The sequence below is a fragment of the Protaetiibacter sp. SSC-01 genome (assembly GCF_014483895.1).
Classification (GTDB): Bacteria; Actinomycetota; Actinomycetes; order Actinomycetales; family Microbacteriaceae; genus Homoserinibacter.
Genome location: NZ_CP059987.1, coordinates 1728165 through 1744537, shown reverse-complemented (window position 1 = coordinate 1744537; position 16373 = coordinate 1728165). Strand labels below are relative to the sequence as shown.

Below are 16373 nucleotides of genomic sequence, written 5' to 3'. Positions count from 1 at the left end.
CAGTGTCAATTACTGTGGCTGCTGTGGTTTGAGTTCATCTGTTCGTAACATTCGCCGTTTGTGCATCGGACGCCGAAGTCATGCACGCTAGGAAGGTGACCGAACCCGCCTCCGAGTGGCTCACCGTTCCCGAACTCGTCGACCTGCTGGGCCTCACGCCCTCCAAGGTGCACCGTCTGCTGGAGGACAAGCACCTCCTCGGCACGCGGGTCGACGGCGTGCTGCGCGTGCCCGCGAGTTTCCTGCGCGATGGGGAGCCGCTGCACGAGCTGCGCGGCACGCTCGTACTTCTCGCCGACTCCGGCTACACGGACGACGAGGCCCTGCACTGGCTGCTCGAGGAGGACGACACCCTCGGCACGGCGCCCATCGAGGCGCTGCGGGCCGGCCGGAAGGCCGAGGTGAGGCGGGTCGCCCAGGCGCTCGCCTTCTAGGCGTCTGCGCCCTCCGCACCCTCCGAGCGCAGCACGACGAGCTGCTGCGTCGCGCGCGTCATCGCGACGTAGCGGTCGACGGCACCCTCGACGCCGTCGCCCCACGTCTCGGGGTCGACGACGAGCACGAGGTCGAACTCGAGCCCCTTCGCGAGCTCCGGGGTCAGAGAGCGAACGCGCGGCATCCCGGCGAAGGTGCCGTCGCCGATGACGCACGCGACGCCCTCCCCGTGGGTCGCGAGCCACTCCTCGAGCACGCCGTCGCGCGCGCTCAGGGGCAGGTGCAGCACGGGGATGCCGCTGCTCCGCACCGCGACGGGCACGTTCGCGTCGGGGATCGCCGCGCGGATGACCGGCTCCGCCTCCGCCATGACCTCCTCGGGCGTGCGGTAGTTGACGGTCAGGGTCGACATCCGCACGTCGTCGAGCCCGACGCGCGCGAGCCGGTCCTGCCAGCTCTCGTGGAATCCGTGCCGAGCCTGCGCGCGGTCGCCCACGATCGTCAGGCTGTGCGAGGGTGCGCGGCGCAGGAGCATCGTCCACTCGGCGTCCGTGAGCTCCTGGGCCTCGTCGACGACGACGTGCGCGTACGGTCCCGCGAGCTCGTCGGGTGCGAGCGAGGGCAGCGCCGCCTCGTCGATCAGGCGGTCGGCGAAGGGCTGCTGACGGAGGGCCTGCACCTCGCCCTCGCGGTCGTCGTCGGCCGCGATGAGCTCCTCGACGACGCGCTCCCGCACCTCGCGCTCGGATTCGAGGGCCGCAGCCCGCCGCCGGGCGACGCGCACGGCATCCGGGTCGCCGATGAGCCGACGGGCCGCGTCGAGGTACGGCAGGTCGGCCGTCGTCCACGCACGTCCGTCCTGCCGGGTGAGGGCGCGCACCTCTCCCGCGTCGAGCCAGGGCGCGTGGAGGCGCAGGTACGCGGGCACCGACCACAGGTCGGCGACGACCCCCGCGGGGTCGAGCACGGGCCACGCCCGCGTGAAGGTGCGCGTGAGCTCGCGGTGCTGCGCGAGCGCGCGACGCACGAGGTGCGGCGGGGTCTGCGCATCGACCTGGTCGACGAGGATCTCGAGCACCGACTCCCACACGACCGCACGCGCCTCGTTGTGCGTCGTGCCGGGCTCGACGGCGTCGAACGCCTCCGCCCACTCGGACGGACCGATCCACACGGTGCCCCATGGCGTCTGGACCGTGAGCTCCTCTTCGGGCGGTCGCTCGTAGGCGCGCACGGCGTTCTCGACGGCGTCGACCAGCCGAGCCGAGGCCTTGAGGCGTGCGGCCTCCGGATCGGTCTCGACACCCGCCGTGCGCCCCTCGGGCACGAGGTCGCGCAGGGTGCAGGTCTGCACGCCCTCCTCGCCGAGGCTCGGCAGCACGTCGGCGACGTAGGAGAGGTAGGGCTCGTGCGGCCCCACGAAAAGCACGCCACCGCGGCGATGGCCGAGGCGCGGATCGGCGTAGAGCAGGTAGGCCGTGCGGTGCAGCGCGACGACCGTCTTGCCCGTACCGGGCCCGCCGTCGACGACGAGCGGGCCGCGCGAAGGGGAGCGGATGATGGCGTCCTGGTCCGCCTGGATCGTCGCGAGCACGTCGCGCATCTGCGGCGAGCGGCTCGCACCGAGGCTCGCGATGAACGCCGACTGGTCGTCGAGCGCCGCGTTGTGCTCGAGCCCCTCCGCGGTGAAGACCTCGTCCCAGTAGTCGGTGACCCGCCCGCGCGTCCAGCGGTAGCGGCGACGGCTCGCGAGGCCCATCGGGTTGGCGTGGGTCGCGGCGAAGAACGGCTCGGCTGCAGGGGCGCGCCAATCGACGAGCAGACGCGTGCCGTCCTCGTCCGCGAGGCTCAGGCGGCCGATGTACACGGGCTCGGGGTCGTCCTCGGCGACCATGCGCCCGAGGCACACGTCGAGGCCGAAGCGGTGCAGCATCCGGATGCGCGCGCTCAGCTCGTGCACCGCGAGGTCGCGTTCGAGCACCTCCTGGTTGTTGTCGCCGCCGCGGAGACGCGTCTCGTCGAGGCGGGCCTCGAGCTCGGAGAGCTGCCGCTCGACTGCCGCCGCGATCGCCCGGAACCGCCGCTCGTCGTCGGCGATGAGGGCGGGCTCGGCCTTCGCGGCGAGGCGTTCGGGGAGGTCGAAGACGGATACGGTCACGGGGCGGCTCCGGGGCGGGTCGTGCGGCGAGGACGTCGGCCTGCCATCGTCACACGGATGCCGCGACTTATCACCGGGTCACCGTCGAGGTTCGGGGGGTATCCTGGAACCCCGCGGACGTCATGCGTCGCGACGCGTCACGCGGTCCGCGAGCCGCGAGAGCTCCGATCGGGCGGAGGAGCTGAGGGGCGCGTTCTCGAGCGACTCGAGCGCGATCCGCACGTTGTGCGCGATGATCCGCTCCACCTGGTCGGCGGCGCCGCTGTCGCGCATCGTGTTCTGGAGCATCCGCACCTGCGCGTCGTCGAGCGAGGGGTCGCCGAGCAGCTCGTCGAGCACGCGCACGGCGGTGGGGGGCATCTTCTGGCGCGCGAGGCCGATGAGCACCGTGCGCTTGCCCTCGCGCAGGTCGTCGCCCGAGGGCTTGCCCGTCAACTCCGGGTCGCCGAAGACGCCGAGCATGTCGTCGCGCAGCTGGAAGGCGACACCGAGCGGGAGACCGAACTCGCGCAGGGCCGCGAGCTGCGCGAGCGAGCCGCCTGCGAGGGCGCCGCCGATCGCGAGGGGCGCCTCGACGCTGTACTTGGCCGACTTGTAGACGATGACGCGGTGGGCGCGGGGGAGGGCCTCGCTGTCGGGCCGGGACTTCCAGGAGTCCTCCTCGAGCACGTCGAGGTACTGGCCGACCGTCACCTCGGTGCGCATCGTGAAGAACTCGGCGCGCGCCGCACGCGCGGCCTCCGGGTCGTCGAGCATCGCGAGACCGTCCTCGAAGAGCTCGTCGGCCCACCCGAGGAGGAGGTCGCCCAGCAGGATCGCGGTCGAGGTGCCGAAGGCGGCGGCGTCGCCGTCCCAGCCCTGCTCACGGTGGAGAGACTCGAACGCGCGGTGCGCAGCGGGCCGGCCGCGGCGGATGTCGGACTTGTCGATGATGTCGTCGTGGACGAGTGCGGCAGCGTGGAAGAGCTCGAGCGCGGCCGCGACGGAGACGACGGCGGGGAGGGCGCGCGCGGTGTCGGGCCCGTCGAGCTCGGCGAGCTCGCCGTCGCCGGCGATCGACGCGACGGACTGCCAGCCCCAGTAGCAGAACAGCGCACGGAAGCGCTTGCCGCCCGCCAGAAGGCCGCGCGCCTGAGTGACGAGGGGGGCGAGATCGGGCGCGATCTCGGCGAGAGCCGTCTCGTGACCGTCGAATGCGTCGTCGATCCGAGCAGCTATCAGGTCGACTAACCGCGTACTCCCAGGCACGCGCCTAGCCTAGCCAGCCGAGACACGCCTACAATCGAGTCACCGGCGGCACCCGCACTCGCCGGCTGTCTGCAAGGAGCTCGAGATGCCGCTTTCGGAACAGGAGCAGCGCCTCCTCGACGAGATGGAGCGCAACCTCTACCACAGTGAGGCGGAGGACGTCGCGACGGTCGGTTCGCGACCCGGTCGTGCCAACGGGACCGCGATCGTTCTCGCCGCCGTCGGTCTCCTCGTCGGTCTCGGGCTGCTCGTCACGGGCGTCGTCATCCGTCAGCCGCTCGTCGGCCTCCTCGGCTTCGTGGCGATGTTCGCGGGCGTCGTGCTCGTCGTGGCGCCGCCGCTGCGATTCACGGTCCCGTCGCGACCGCGCACGCACCGCTGACGCACGCCACCCCGCGCGGGACGACCCCGCGCTGATCCGGACCTCGAAAGGCCGGCCTTCGGGCCGGCCTTTTTGTTTGCCCTGACGCGGCTCGCCTCCTCCATTTCTCCTCCACATCCCTCCACCCCCTGCTTCCCTTGAGTTTCAAGGGAAGATCTTCGCTTTGGGTGCCGATCTCGCGTGAAATCGCTTGGCTGGTGGTGGAGTGTGGAGTAAAGTGGAGCAAACCCGTATCTGGCCGGAGCGAAGGGGGACGACATGCTGCTCGGCACGTTCGCTCCCAAGCTCGACGAGAAAGGGCGGATCATCCTGCCTGCGAAGTTCATGGGCGACTTCGCGAACGGCGTCGTGATGACCCGCGGTCAGGAGCGCTGCATCTACCTCTTCAGCCAGCGGGAGTTCGAAGAGCTCCACGAGCGCGCCCGGCAGGCGCCCGTGACCGGCAAGAAGGGCCGCGACTTCCTGCGCCTGTTCCTGAGCGGCGCATCCGAGGAGATGCCCGACAAGCAGCACCGCGTGACGATCCCGTCGATGCTCCGCGAGTACGCCGGCCTCGGCCGTGAGCTCGTCGTCATCGGCGCGGGCAACCGCGCGGAGATCTGGGATTCCGTCGCCTGGAACTCCTACTACGAGGAGACCGAGGCGGGCTTCGCCGAGACCGACGAGGAGGTGATCGCGGGACTGTTCTGACCCCCGGATGCGACCCTCAGCCGCGCTCCCTGGCGCACCTTCCCCGGTGCCAGGTGGCGGCGGATGGGGATCGGATCCGGGGGACGAGGACCACTGCAGACCATGAACGACCGCCACGTCCCCGTGCTCCTCGACCGCTGCGTCGAGCTCCTCGCGCCCGCGCTCAGCGCGCCGGGCGCCGTCGTCGTCGACGCGACCCTCGGCCTCGGCGGGCATGCCGAGGCGCTCCTCGCGCGCTTCGACCGCATCCAGCTCGTGGGCCTCGACCGGGACCGGCACGCCCTCGCGCTCGCGGGCGAGCGGCTCGCTCCGTTCGGCGAGCGCGTGCACCTCGTGCACACGGTCTACGACCGGATGCCGGAGGCCCTCGACGGGCTCGGCATCGCGCGCGTCGCGGGCGTGCTCATGGACCTCGGCGTCTCGTCGATGCAGCTCGACGAGGTCGACCGCGGCTTCTCGTACTCGCACGACGCGCCGCTCGACATGCGCATGGACGACACCGCCGAACTCACGGCCGCACGCGTGCTCGCCGAGTACGACGAGGCGCAGCTGCGTCGCATCTTCTGGGAGTACGGCGACGAGAAGCTCGCCCCGCGCTACGCACGCCGCATCGTCGAGGAACGCAAAGTCGCGCCCATCGAGACCTCCGCCCGGCTCGTCGCGATCATCGACGCCGCGACCCCCGCGGCGGCGCGCCGCGCGGGCCACCAGTCGAAGCGCGTCTTCCAGGCGCTGCGCATCGAGGTCAACCAGGAGCTGTCGGTGCTCGAGCGCGCCGTGCCGGCGGCGATCGACTGCCTCGAGGTCGGCGGACGCATCGTGGTGATGGCGTACCAGTCGCTCGAGGACCGCATCGTCAAGCGCGAGTTCCAGGCCCGCTCGACTTCGACGGCCCCGCGCGGGCTGCCCGTCGAGCTGCCCGAGCACCGACCCGAGCTCACGCTGCTCACCCGCGGCGCCGAGCTTGCATCCGATGAGGAGCGCGCGCGCAACCCGCGCGCCACGCCGGTGCGCCTGCGCGCCGCCGAGCGGATCCGGGAGGCCGCATGAGCACCGCCACAGCAGCCGTCCGGCTACCCGTCCCCGAGCGGGAGCACGAGGCGCCGCGTCGGCACCTCGACATCGCGCCCACGCGCGCCCAGCGCCGCGCCCGCCCGCGCATCTACGCGGCGCTCGTGGCGATCTCGGGCATCGGCGCGATCCTGCTCGCCCAGCTGCTCATGAGCCTCGTGCTCGCCGAGGGCGCCTACCGCATCTCGAGCCTCCAGGGCGAGAAGCGCGACCTCGTGCGCGAGAAGCACGCGGCATCCGAGGTGCTCGACCAGGTGAGCTCGACCCAGAGCCTCATGGCGAACGCCGCGGCGCTCGGCATGGTGTCAAGCGGCAACCCCGTCTTCCTCGACGTCGCGACCGGGCAGGCGCTCGGCTGGGCGTCGGAGCCGAACGGCCAACTCGTCGGCACGGGCGGCAACCTCATCGGCAACGCGCTCATCGCCGACGGTTCGACGCTGCTCGACCCCGCGACGATCGCGGCCGCGGCCGGGGGCCAGAACGGCACGCCCACCACCACGACCACCACCGATCAGCCGGGCACCACCCAGGCGCCGGGTGTCGCTCCCGTGGGGGGAGCATCCGGCACGCTACCGTCGCCGACGACGCGTTGACCGGGGGAGGATCGTGATCGAAGCCCGCAGATCCCGTCGACGGCTCGCGGTGGCCGTGCTCGCGGTTTTCGCGATCGTCGCCGTGTTCTCGATCCGGCTCGTCGACATCCAGCTCGTGCGCGCCGACACCTACCGCGAGGCCGCCGGCTCGAACTACTACTCGGCCACCCTGTGGGGCACGCGCGGCAGCATCGTCGACGCCAACGGCACGGTGCTCGCGACGAGCGTCGACCGCTTCAACATCACGGCCGCGCCCATCAACGTCGACCTCGAGGGCTTCTACCGTCGCATCGAGGTCGACGGCGAGAAGCGCACCGAGCACGTGGGCGTCATGGAGGCACTCGGCGAGATCTCGGATGCCGTGGGCGGCGCCGACGTGCAGGCCATGTTCGACGCGCTCACCGCCGATCCGGACGCGCCCTGGGCGCTGCTCGTGAAGGCCGTCGACCTCGAGGCGTTCAAGAAGGTCAAGAAGCTCGGCATCCCGTGGGTGTACAGCGAGCCGCAGCCGGCTCGCAGCTACCCGAACGGAGCGATCGCGGGCAACCTCGTAGGCCTCATGGGACGCGATCGCCCGCTCTCGGGCACGGAGTTGCAGTGGGACGAGTGCCTCGCCTCCGAGAACGGCCAGGTCAGCTACACGATGAGCGAGGACGGCGTGCGCATGCCGGGCTCGGAGGTCGTCGAGCAGCCCGCCACGAACGGCGGCACCGTGCACCTCACGATCGACTCCGACCTGCAGTGGTTCGCGCAGCAGGCCCTCGCCGAGCAGGGCGCGGCGATCGGCGCGGAGTGGGCCACGGCCTTCGTCGTCGAGGTCAAGACCGGCAAGATCCGCGCGGCCGCCGACTGGCCTGCGGTCGACCCCAACGACCTGAACTCCGCCTCGGCGGAGGATGCGGGCGCGCGCAGCTTCGTGGCCCCGTTCGAGCCGGGCTCCGTCATCAAGGCGGCGACCGTCGCATCCCTCCTCGACGCGGGGCTCATCAGCCGCACGACGCCCTTCACCGTGAAGTCGAGCTACACCGTGCCCGGCACGGGGACGCGCATCACCGACTCCTTCTGGCACGGCGACGTCAACTACACGACGGCCGGCATCCTCGTGAACTCCTCCAACATCGGCATCGCGCAGATGTCGGAGCTCATGCCGCTCGAGCGCCGCATCGAGTACCTCAAGGCCTTCGGCTTCGGCAGCCAGTATTCCGGGGCCGACTTCCTCGGCGAGAGCAAGGGTTTCGTGCGATCCGTCTCGGAGAGCGACCCGGTGACGGCGGTCGCGCAGCAGTTCGGGCAGGGCATGACGGCGACGAGCGCGCAGGTCGCGAGCCTCTACCAGACCCTCGCGAACGGCGGCGTGCGCATCCCGCTCACGCTCGTCGAGGGATGCGAGCTGCCCGACGGCACGTACACGGGCGTTCCCGACCCGCAGGGCACGCGCGTCGTGTCGGAGCAGGCCGCCGACGACGTCGTGACGATGCTCGAGGGCATGACGACCCAGCACCCGTACGCGTCCCAGCTCGCCGTGCCGGGCTACCGCATCGCCGCCAAGTCGGGAACGGCCGAGGTGGCCTCGGGCAACGCCTACGGCACCGACCGCATCGTGTCGATGGCGGGCATGTTCCCGGTCGACGACCCGCAGTACGCCGTTGTCGTGACCTTCGCGAAGCCCGTTACGATGAAGACATCGGCTGCGGCGGTTCCGACCTTCAACGCGATCATCAAGCAGGTCATCAAGACCTACCGGGTGACCCCGTCGACGGTCCCCGCACCGGACAACCCGCTCACCTGGTGAGTCCGCAGAGCGGGGCGAACGGGCGGACGATTCGAGACACAGGAGGCCACGCAGCGTGAGCTCACGGATCCCTCCGATCCTCCGCCCCGAGCACCCCACCCCGCGACCGCTCGCGACCCTCGTCCAGGAGTTCGGGCTCGAGTACCGAGGCGACCTGGACGGCGTCGAGGTCACGGGTGTGACCCTCGCGACGGGCGACCTGCATCCGGGTGACCTGTTCGTCGGCGTGCCGGGCGCGAAGCAGCACGGCGCGGCCTACGCGACCAAGGCCGCCGAGGGCGGCGCGGTCGCGATCGTGACAGACGAGGCCGGTGCCGAGCTCGCCGCCGAGAGCGGACTCCCCGTCGTGCTCGTGCCGTCGCCCCGCGCGGCGCTCGGCGAGATCGCGGCGTGGGTCTACCGCACCGACGACGACCCACCGCTCCTGTTCGCGACGACGGGCACCAACGGCAAGACCTCGACGAGCTACCTGCTCGAGGCCGTCCTCCGCCAGCTCGGTCTCGTGACGGGCCTCTCGACGACGGCCGAGCGCCACATCGGCGAGCTCTCGGTCGTGAGCCTCCTCACGACGCCCGAGGCGAGCGAGATGCACGCCCTGCTCGCCCGGATGCGCGAGGCCGGCGTCCGCGCGGTCGCCGTCGAGGTGAGCGCTCAGGCCCTCTCGCGGCACCGCGTCGACGGCCTCGTGTTCGACGTCGCGGGCTTCACGAATCTCAGCCACGACCACCTCGACGACTACGCCGACATGGAGGAGTACTTCCAGGCGAAGCTCCCGCTCTTCACGCCCGAACACGCGCGCCGCGGCGTCGTGTGCCTCGATACCGCGTACGGACGCCGCGTGGTCGAGGGGTCGCGCATCCCCGTCACGACGATCGCGACGGTCGGCCACGCGAGCGACGAGGACGTCGCATCCGCCGAGTGGCGCGTCGACATCCTCGACGAGACCGCCGCGTACACCGAGTTCCGGCTCACGGGCCCCGACGGGCGCGAGCTCGTCACGCGCGAGCCGCTCATCGGCTGGCACATGGCGGCCAACGCGGCCCTCGCGATCGTCATGCTCGTGGAGGCGGGCTTCGAGCTCGAGGCGATCGGCGCCGCGCTCGACGCCGACGGCGGCATCGAGGCCTACCTCCCCGGCCGCACCGAGCGGGTGTCGGGCGACCGCGGTCCGAGCGTCTACGTCGACTTCGGTCACAGCCCCGACGCCTTCGAGAACACCCTCGCGGCCGTGCGGCAATTCACGACAGGTCGCACGATCATGGTGTTCGGCGCCGACGGAGACCGCGACACCACGAAGCGGCACGACATGGCGCGCGTCGCCGCCGAGGGGTGCGACATCCTCGTCATCACCGACCACCACCCGCGCTTCGAGGACCCGGAGTCGATCCGCAAGACGCTCCTCGAGGGTGCGGCGCTCGCCCAGAACAAGCCGGAGATCCACGAGGTCAGCCCGCCCGAGCAGGCCATCCGCGTCGCGGTCGGCCTCGCGAAGGAGGGGGACTCGATCCTCTGGGCGGGCCCCGGCCACCAGGACTACCGCGACATCCAGGGCGTCCGCACCCCGTACTCGGCGCGCGAGGAGGCTCGCGCCGCCCTCCGCGAGGCGGGCTGGGCATGATCCCGCTGCGTCTCGAGGAGCTCGCGGGCATCCTCGACGGTGAGCTCGTGCTCCCGCCGGGCGTCGCGGCGGATGCGATCGTCTCCGGCACGGTCGAGACGGACTCGCGCCGCGTGACCGACGGGTCGATCTTCTTCGCCCTCCCCGGCGAGCAGACCGACGGGCACCTCTTCGCGCCCGTCGCGGTCGAGAACGGCGCGGCGCTCGTCGTCTGCCGCGAGGACCTCGGACTCTCGGTGCCGCAGCTCGTCGTCGCCGACGGCTACGCCGCCCTCGCATCCCTCGCGCACGAGGTCGTCACGCGCGTCCGGTCGCTCGGGCGGCTCAAGGTGATCGGCATCACGGGCTCGAACGGCAAGACGACGACCAAGAACCTGCTGCGCGCCGTGCTCGAGGCCGAGGGCCCGACCGTCGCGCCGCAGGGCTCCTTCAACAACCACGTCGGTGCGCCCATCACGATGCTGCGCATCGACGAGGGCACGCGCTATCTCGTGGCCGAGATGGGCGCCGGCGCCCCCGGCGACATCTCGCGGCTCGTGCGCATCGCACGGCCGGACGTCGCGGTCGTGCTCAAGGTGGGCCTCGCCCACGCGGGCGAGTTCGGTGGCATCGAGGCGACCGAGGCCGCGAAGTCCGAGATGGTCACCGACCTGCTCCCCACGGATGTCGCCGTGCTCAACGTCGACGACGAGCGCGTCGCCCGCATGGCGGGGCGCACGGCCGCCCGCGTCGTGGGCTTCGGCCTCTCGCGGGATGCCGAGGTGCGCGCGGAGGACGTCGAGACGAGCGTGCGCGGCACGGCCTTCACGCTCGTCGCCGACGGCGAGCGCTGGCGCGTGCAGCTGCGCATCCTCGGCGAGCACCACGTCATGAACGCGCTCGCGACGCTCACGGTCGCGCGCGAGCTCGGCGTCGACCTCGACCGCGCCGTCGCCGCCCTCGCGGGCGTGCCCCGCGCCGAGCGCTGGCGCATGGAACTGCTCGAGCGCGGCGACGACGTCATCGTCATCAACGACGCCTACAACGCGAGCCCCGACTCGACGGCCGCCGCCCTCAAGACCCTCGCGCAGCTCGGCCGCGACGAGGGGCGCCGCACGGTCGCCGTCCTCGGCGAGATGGCCGAGCTCGGCGAGTTCGCGCAGGAGGAGCACGACCGCATCGGGCGTCTCGTCGTGCGCCTCGACATCCGCCAGCTCGTCGTCGTCGGCCAGGGCGCCCGCCACATCCACGCCGCCGCGGGCCTCGAGGGGTCGTGGGACGGGGAGTCGATGCTCGTGCCCGACCAGGACGCGGCCTACGATGTGCTGAGTGAGCAGCTGCGTCCCGGTGACATCGTGCTCGTGAAGTCGTCGAACTCCGCGGGACTGCGCCTGCTCGGTGACCGCCTCGCGGGAGTGGGGGAGCAGCCGTGATCGTCCTCCTGACCGCCGCGAGCTTCTCGCTCGTCTTCACGCTCCTCACGACGCCGCTCTGGATCCGGCTCTTCAAGAGGCTCGGCTGGGGCCAGTTCATCCGCGACGACGGTCCGGAGTCGCACCACACGAAGCGCGGCACGCCCACGATGGGCGGCATCGTCTTCATCCTCGGCACCGTGCTCGGCTACATCGTCGGGCACCTCCTGTGGGACGTGCCGTGGACGGGCGTCGGCGCACTCGTGCTCGGGATGATGGTGGGGCTCGGCCTCGTCGGCTTCGTCGACGACTTCCTCAAGACCCGCAAGCAGCGCAGCCTGGGCCTCGGCGGATGGTCGAAGGTCGTCGGCCAGGCGATCGTCGCGACGGTCTTCGCCGTGCTCGCGCTCAACTTCCCCGACGAGAACGGCCTCACGCCCGCCTCGACCTACATCTCGGGCGTGCGCGACATCCCGTGGCTCGACCTCTTCACCTTCGGGCCCGTCGTCGGCGTCATCCTGTTCCTGCTGTGGGTCAACATCATCAGCATCTCGGCGTCGAACGGCGTCAACGTCTCCGACGGTCTCGACGGTCTCGCGACGGGCGCGTCGATGTTCGCGATCTCGGCCTACATCTTCATCGGGTTCTGGCAGTTCAACCAGTCGTGCTTCAACCCCAACATCGACGCCGACGTGCTCTACAAGTGCTACACCGTGCGCGACCCCATCGACCTCGCGGTCGTGGCCGCGGCGATCGCCGGCAGCCTCGTCGGCTTCCTCTGGTGGAACACCTCGCCCGCGCAGCTCTTCATGGGCGACACGGGTTCCCTCGCGCTCGGCGGCGCCCTCGCGGCCCTCGCGATCCTCAGCCGCACGGAACTGCTGCTCGTGCTCACGGGCGGCCTCTTCATCATCACGACCGGCTCCGTCATCCTGCAGAGGGCCTACTTCAAGGTCACGAAGTGGAGATTCGGGCAGGGCAGACGCATCTTCCTCATGAGCCCGCTGCACCATCACTTCGAGCTCAAGGGGTGGGCCGAGATCACGGTCGTCGTGCGCTTCTGGCTCATCGGCGCTCTGTGCGTCGCCGCGGGCGTCGGCACGTTCTACCTGGAATGGGCGGTCCGCTGAGCGCGCCGCTCGCGGAGCTGACCAGCTGGCGTGCCGACTGGTCGGGCCTCCGCGTCGCCGTGCTCGGGCTCGGGGTGACCGGGTTCTCGGTCGCCGACACCCTCGTGGAGCTCGGGGCCGACGTCCTCGTCGTCGCGGCGCGCGGCAGCGAGGAGCACCGTGAGCTGCTGAGCGTCATCGGCGCGGGCTTCCTGCAGCACGCCGACGACGCGGGCGTGCCCGAAGAGCTCCTGACGTTCGGGCCCGACCTCGTCGTCGTGTCGCCCGGCTACCACCCCGACCACCCGCTGCTCATGTGGGCGGCGGATGCCGACATCCCCGTGTGGGGCGACATCGAGCTCGCCTGGCGCGTGCGCGACAAGGTGCTGCGACCCGACGGCACGCCCATGGAGTGGATCCTCGTCACGGGCACGAACGGCAAGACGACGACGACCCAGCTGACGGCGCACATGCTCGTCGAGGGCGGCCTCCGCGCGGCGCCCGCGGGCAACATCGGCATCCCCGTGCTCGACGCCGTGCGCGACCCCGCGGGCTTCGACGTGCTCGTCGTCGAGCTCTCGAGCTACCAGCTGCACTGGAGCCACCGCAACGCGGGCGGCGAGCTCGCCCCGCTCGCGAGCGTGTGCCTCAACATCGCCGACGACCACCTCGACTGGCACGGCTCGCGCGAGGCCTACGTCGCGGCGAAGGGCCGCGTCTACGAGAACACGCGCATCGCGTGCGTCTACAACCTCGCCGACGACGCCACGATGCACCTCGTCGAGGACGCCGAGGTGCAGGAGGGATGCCGCGCGATCGGCTTCGGCGTGGGCGTGCCCTCACCGAGCGCGCTCGGCGTCATCGAGGGCATCCTCGTCGACCGCGCCTTCCTCGACGACCGCAGGAACTCGGCGCTCGAACTCACGACCCTCGAGGAGCTCGCGGCGGCGGGACTCGCGGCGCCGCACTCCGTGCAGAACGTGCTCGCGGCATCCGCCCTCGCGCGCGCCGCGGGGGTCGAGCCCGACCGCATCCGCTCGGCGATCGCCGGGTTCCGGATGGATGCGCACCGCACCGAGGTCGTCGCCGTCGCGTCGGGGGTCGTGTGGATGGACGACTCGAAGGCCACCAACGCGCACGCGGCGGATGCGTCGCTCCGGGCCGCGGAGAGCGTCGTGTGGATCGCGGGAGGACTGCTCAAGGGCGTCGACCCGGCGCCGCTCGTCGAGCGCCACGCGTCGCGTCTGCGCGCCGCGGTGCTCATCGGCGTCGACCGCGACGCCCTGCGCGCCGCGTTCCAGCGACACGCGCCCCACGTGCGGGTGCTCGAGGTGGAGCAATCGGAGACTGGGGACGTGATGTCCGCCGCGGTGAGCGCGGCCGCATCCGTCGCCCTGCCGGGCGACGTGGTGCTGCTCGCCCCGGCGGCGGCGTCGATGGATCAGTTCACGGACTACGCGGATCGCGGCAGGCGGTTCGCCGAGGCGGTGCGGAGGCACCTGGGAGAGGCGGCGCATGACGACGACCAGACCCCCGGCCCGACCGCGCCCGGGAGCGGACCCCGCGCCTGACCCCGAGCCGTCGAAGGGACGGCAGGGCCGCGCGGCCGTCGTCGGCGTGCGTCGCATCTTCGCGGCGGAGACGCCGGAGTACTTCCTGCTGCTCGGCACGACGCTCTTCCTCGTCGTCTTCGGGCTCGTCATGGTGCTCTCGTCGTCGTCGATCGAGTCGTGGGTGTCCGACAACGACTTCTTCGCGCGCGCGACGCGTCAGGCGATCCTCGCCGCGATCGGCATCCCGCTCATGCTCATCGCCGCGCGCGCGCCCGCGATCTTCTGGAAGCGCTGGGCGTGGCACCTCATGATCGGCGCGCTCGCCCTGCAGGTGCTCGTCGTCGCGATCGGCTCGGGCGGCTACAACAACAACTGGCTGAGCGTCGGCGGGTTCTCGTTCCAGCCGTCGGAGTTCATCAAGCTCGGCTTCGTCATCTGGCTCGGCATGATCGTGACGCGCAAGGTCGGCGCCATCAACGACTGGCGCACCAGCGAGTGGCGCCAGTACGTGCTGCCGATCGTGCCCGTCGCGGGCGGCGCGCTGATGCTCGTCATGCTCGGCAACGACCTCGGCACGACCATCATCCTCACGGCCATGGTGCTCGGCGCCCTCTTCTTCGGGGGAGTGCGCCTGCGCATCATCGGCGTCATCACGACGCTGCTCGCCCTCGGGGCCTTCGTCGCGATCCGCATCAGCGACTCGCGCAGCGACCGCATCGACGCGTGGCTCACGGGCTGCCTCGAGGGCGATCCGCAGCTCATCGGGCGCTTCTGCTACCAACCGCTGCACGGATGGCAGGCGCTCGCGAACGGGGGCCTCTTCGGCCTGGGTCTCGGCAACTCCGAGGCGAAATGGAACTGGCTGCCGGAGGCCGAGACCGACTTCATCTTCGCCGTCATCGGCGAGGAGCTCGGCCTCGTCGGCGCGCTCCTCGTCGTCGCGCTCTTCCTCGTGCTCGCCGTGTGCTTCGTGCGCATCGTGCGCCGCCAGGTCGACCCGTTCGCGCGGCTCGCGACGAGCATCGCGATGGTGTGGATAATCGGCCAGGCGCTCGTCAACATCGCGGTCGTGCTCGGACTCCTGCCGGTGCTCGGCGTGCCGCTGCCGTTCATCTCCGCGGGCGGTTCCTCGCTCGTGACGACGCTCCTCGCGGTCGGCATCGTGCTGTCGTTCGCCCGCCGCGACCCGCGCCGCGTCGACGCCCCGGGTAGCGTGCTGTCGTGACCGTGTACCTCATGGCCGGCGGCGGGACCGCGGGCCACGTCAACCCGCTGCTCGCGACGGCCGACCGCATCCGCGAGCGCCAGCCCGACGCCGAGGTGCTCGTGCTCGGCACGGCCGAGGGGCTCGAGTCGCGGCTCGTGCCGCAGCGCGGCTACGAGCTCGTGACGGTCGCGCGGCTGCCGTTCCCGCGCCGCCCGAACACGGATGCGCTGCGCTTCCCCAAGCGCTGGCGCGCGACGGTCGAGGAGGTCGAGCGCATCCTGCGTGAGCGCCACGTCGACGCCGTCGTCGGCTTCGGCGGCTACGTCGCCGCGCCCGCCTATGCCGCAGCCCACCGCGCGGGGCTTCCGCTCGTCATCCACGAGGCCAACGCACGGCCCGGCATCGCCAACCGCTACGGCGCCCTCCGCACCCGCTACGTCGGCACGGTGTTCCCCGGCACGCGGCTGCGGAACGGCCAGGTCGTCGGCCTTCCGCTCCGGCGCGAGATCGAGGCGCTCGACCGCTTCGCCGTGCGCCCCCAGGCCCTCGCGGAGCTCGGCCTCGCGGAGGGGCGCCCGACCCTTCTCGTGACGGGCGGATCGCTCGGCGCGCGTCGCCTCAACGAGGGCGTCTCCGGCGCCGTCGACTCCGTGCTGGCCGCGGGCTGGCAGGTGCTGCACATCACGGGCGACCGCGCACCCGTCGAGGATCCCGGGCTGCCCGGCTACCGCATCCTCACCTACTGCGACCGCATGGACCTCGCCCTCTCCGCCGCCGACCTCGCGATCTCGCGGGCCGGCTCGGCGACCGTGAGCGAGCTCGCGGCCCTCGGCATCCCCGCGGTGTTCGTGCCCTACGCGGTCGGCAACGGCGAGCAGGCGCTCAACGCGCGCGAGTCGGTCGACGCGGGCGGCGCGCTGCTCGTGGCCGACGCCGACTTCGACGCCGAGTGGGTGCGCGGCCCGTTCCAGCGTCTTCTCGACGACCCGGCGCTCGTCGCCGACATGGCTGCGCGCATGGCGCAGACGGGCCGCCGCGATGGCGCCGACCGCCTCGTGGACCTCGTCGAGCGGGCCCTCCGTGAGCACCCGGCCGCGTCGGCGGCACCCGGGGCGGACGGGTAGCGTTG

General features: G+C 71.7%; 14 protein-coding genes. 12 read left to right on the top strand and 2 right to left on the bottom strand.

The genetic code is table 11. The features are described from left to right. Positions 1 to 80: 80 nt before the first annotated feature. The gene (locus tag H4J02_RS08220) at positions 81 to 434 is read left to right on the top strand and encodes an Rv2175c family DNA-binding protein (RefSeq protein ID WP_187674149.1); all 354 of its coding nucleotides are present in this window, start codon (positions 81 to 83) and stop codon (positions 432 to 434) included. On the opposite strand, the gene helR is transcribed toward H4J02_RS08220, so the two are convergent. Further along, on the bottom strand, positions 431 to 2590 hold the full coding sequence (helR, locus tag H4J02_RS08215; RefSeq protein WP_187674148.1) for an RNA polymerase recycling motor ATPase HelR: 2160 nt from the start codon (positions 2588 to 2590) through the stop codon (positions 431 to 433). The two genes, H4J02_RS08220 and helR, sit on opposite strands and share 4 nt — an antisense overlap. 120 nt (positions 2591 to 2710) lie before the next feature. Further along, on the bottom strand, positions 2711 to 3838 hold the full coding sequence (locus H4J02_RS08210; RefSeq protein WP_187674147.1) for a polyprenyl synthetase family protein: 1128 nt from the start codon (positions 3836 to 3838) through the stop codon (positions 2711 to 2713). An 85-nt stretch (positions 3839 to 3923) separates the two neighbouring features. On the opposite strand from H4J02_RS08210, the gene H4J02_RS08205 reads away from it, so the two are divergent. The 11 genes from H4J02_RS08205 to H4J02_RS08155 all read left to right on the top strand — a co-directional run bounded on the left by H4J02_RS08205 (position 3924) and on the right by H4J02_RS08155 (position 16368). Further along, the gene (locus tag H4J02_RS08205) at positions 3924 to 4220 is read left to right on the top strand and encodes a DUF3040 domain-containing protein (protein ID WP_187674146.1); all 297 of its coding nucleotides are present in this window, start codon (positions 3924 to 3926) and stop codon (positions 4218 to 4220) included. 258 nt (positions 4221 to 4478) lie between these two features. After that, entirely contained in the window at positions 4479 to 4910 is a 432-nt protein-coding gene (gene mraZ, locus H4J02_RS08200; protein ID WP_187674145.1) for a division/cell wall cluster transcriptional repressor MraZ, read from the top strand. A gap of 102 nt (positions 4911 to 5012) precedes the next feature. Next, on the top strand, positions 5013 to 5960 hold the full coding sequence (gene rsmH, locus H4J02_RS08195; RefSeq protein WP_222942154.1) for a 16S rRNA (cytosine(1402)-N(4))-methyltransferase RsmH: 948 nt from the start codon (positions 5013 to 5015) through the stop codon (positions 5958 to 5960). Continuing rightward, positions 5957 to 6574 carry a hypothetical protein gene (locus H4J02_RS08190; protein ID WP_187674143.1) on the top strand — a complete coding sequence of 206 codons (618 nt, stop codon included), beginning with the start codon at positions 5957 to 5959 and terminating at the stop codon, positions 6572 to 6574. The genes rsmH and H4J02_RS08190 overlap by 4 nt, the downstream gene beginning before the upstream one ends. Before the next feature lie 13 nt (positions 6575 to 6587). Further along, positions 6588 to 8366: a penicillin-binding protein 2 gene (locus H4J02_RS08185; RefSeq protein ID WP_187674142.1), complete on the top strand. Its 1779-nt coding sequence runs from the start codon at positions 6588 to 6590 to the stop codon at positions 8364 to 8366. Positions 8367 to 8421: 55 nt separating this feature from the next. Beyond that, positions 8422 to 9984, top strand: coding sequence for a Mur ligase family protein (locus H4J02_RS08180; protein WP_187674141.1), 1563 nt, complete (start codon positions 8422 to 8424; stop codon positions 9982 to 9984). Further along, a complete protein-coding gene (gene murF, locus H4J02_RS08175; RefSeq protein ID WP_187674140.1) occupies positions 9981 to 11396 on the top strand; it encodes a UDP-N-acetylmuramoyl-tripeptide--D-alanyl-D-alanine ligase in 1416 nt (471 codons plus the stop codon). The genes H4J02_RS08180 and murF overlap by 4 nt, the downstream gene beginning before the upstream one ends. After that, positions 11393 to 12505: a phospho-N-acetylmuramoyl-pentapeptide-transferase gene (mraY, locus tag H4J02_RS08170; RefSeq protein WP_187674139.1), complete on the top strand. Its 1113-nt coding sequence runs from the start codon at positions 11393 to 11395 to the stop codon at positions 12503 to 12505. The genes murF and mraY overlap by 4 nt, the downstream gene beginning before the upstream one ends. Continuing rightward, complete coding sequence (gene murD / locus H4J02_RS08165; RefSeq protein WP_187674138.1) at positions 12490 to 14055, top strand: UDP-N-acetylmuramoyl-L-alanine--D-glutamate ligase; 1566 nt, start codon at positions 12490 to 12492, stop codon at positions 14053 to 14055. Before mraY ends, murD begins: the two co-directional genes overlap by 16 nt. Beyond that, positions 14000 to 15262: a putative lipid II flippase FtsW gene (gene ftsW / locus H4J02_RS08160; RefSeq protein WP_187674137.1), complete on the top strand. Its 1263-nt coding sequence runs from the start codon at positions 14000 to 14002 to the stop codon at positions 15260 to 15262. Before murD ends, ftsW begins: the two co-directional genes overlap by 56 nt. After that, on the top strand, positions 15259 to 16368 hold the full coding sequence (locus H4J02_RS08155) for a glycosyltransferase (RefSeq protein WP_187674136.1): 1110 nt from the start codon (positions 15259 to 15261) through the stop codon (positions 16366 to 16368). The genes ftsW and H4J02_RS08155 overlap by 4 nt, the downstream gene beginning before the upstream one ends. The last annotated feature ends 5 nt before the right edge of the window (positions 16369 to 16373 follow it).

What these genes read in the sequence shown, in the direction of transcription:
- mraZ (WP_187674145.1), top strand. Translation starts at nt 4,479, where the DNA reads ATGCTGCTCGGCACGTTCGCTCCCAAGCTCGACGAGAAAGGGCGGATC.
- ftsW (WP_187674137.1), top strand. Translation starts at nt 14,000, where the DNA reads ATGACGACGACCAGACCCCCGGCCCGACCGCGCCCGGGAGCGGACCCC.
- H4J02_RS08220 (WP_187674149.1), top strand. Translation starts at nt 81, where the DNA reads ATGCACGCTAGGAAGGTGACCGAACCCGCCTCCGAGTGGCTCACCGTT.
- murF (WP_187674140.1), top strand. Translation starts at nt 9,981, where the DNA reads ATGATCCCGCTGCGTCTCGAGGAGCTCGCGGGCATCCTCGACGGTGAG.
- murD (WP_187674138.1), top strand. Translation starts at nt 12,490, where the DNA reads ATGGGCGGTCCGCTGAGCGCGCCGCTCGCGGAGCTGACCAGCTGGCGT.
- H4J02_RS08190 (WP_187674143.1), top strand. Translation starts at nt 5,957, where the DNA reads ATGAGCACCGCCACAGCAGCCGTCCGGCTACCCGTCCCCGAGCGGGAG.
- H4J02_RS08205 (WP_187674146.1), top strand. Translation starts at nt 3,924, where the DNA reads ATGCCGCTTTCGGAACAGGAGCAGCGCCTCCTCGACGAGATGGAGCGC.
- rsmH (WP_222942154.1), top strand. Translation starts at nt 5,013, where the DNA reads ATGAACGACCGCCACGTCCCCGTGCTCCTCGACCGCTGCGTCGAGCTC.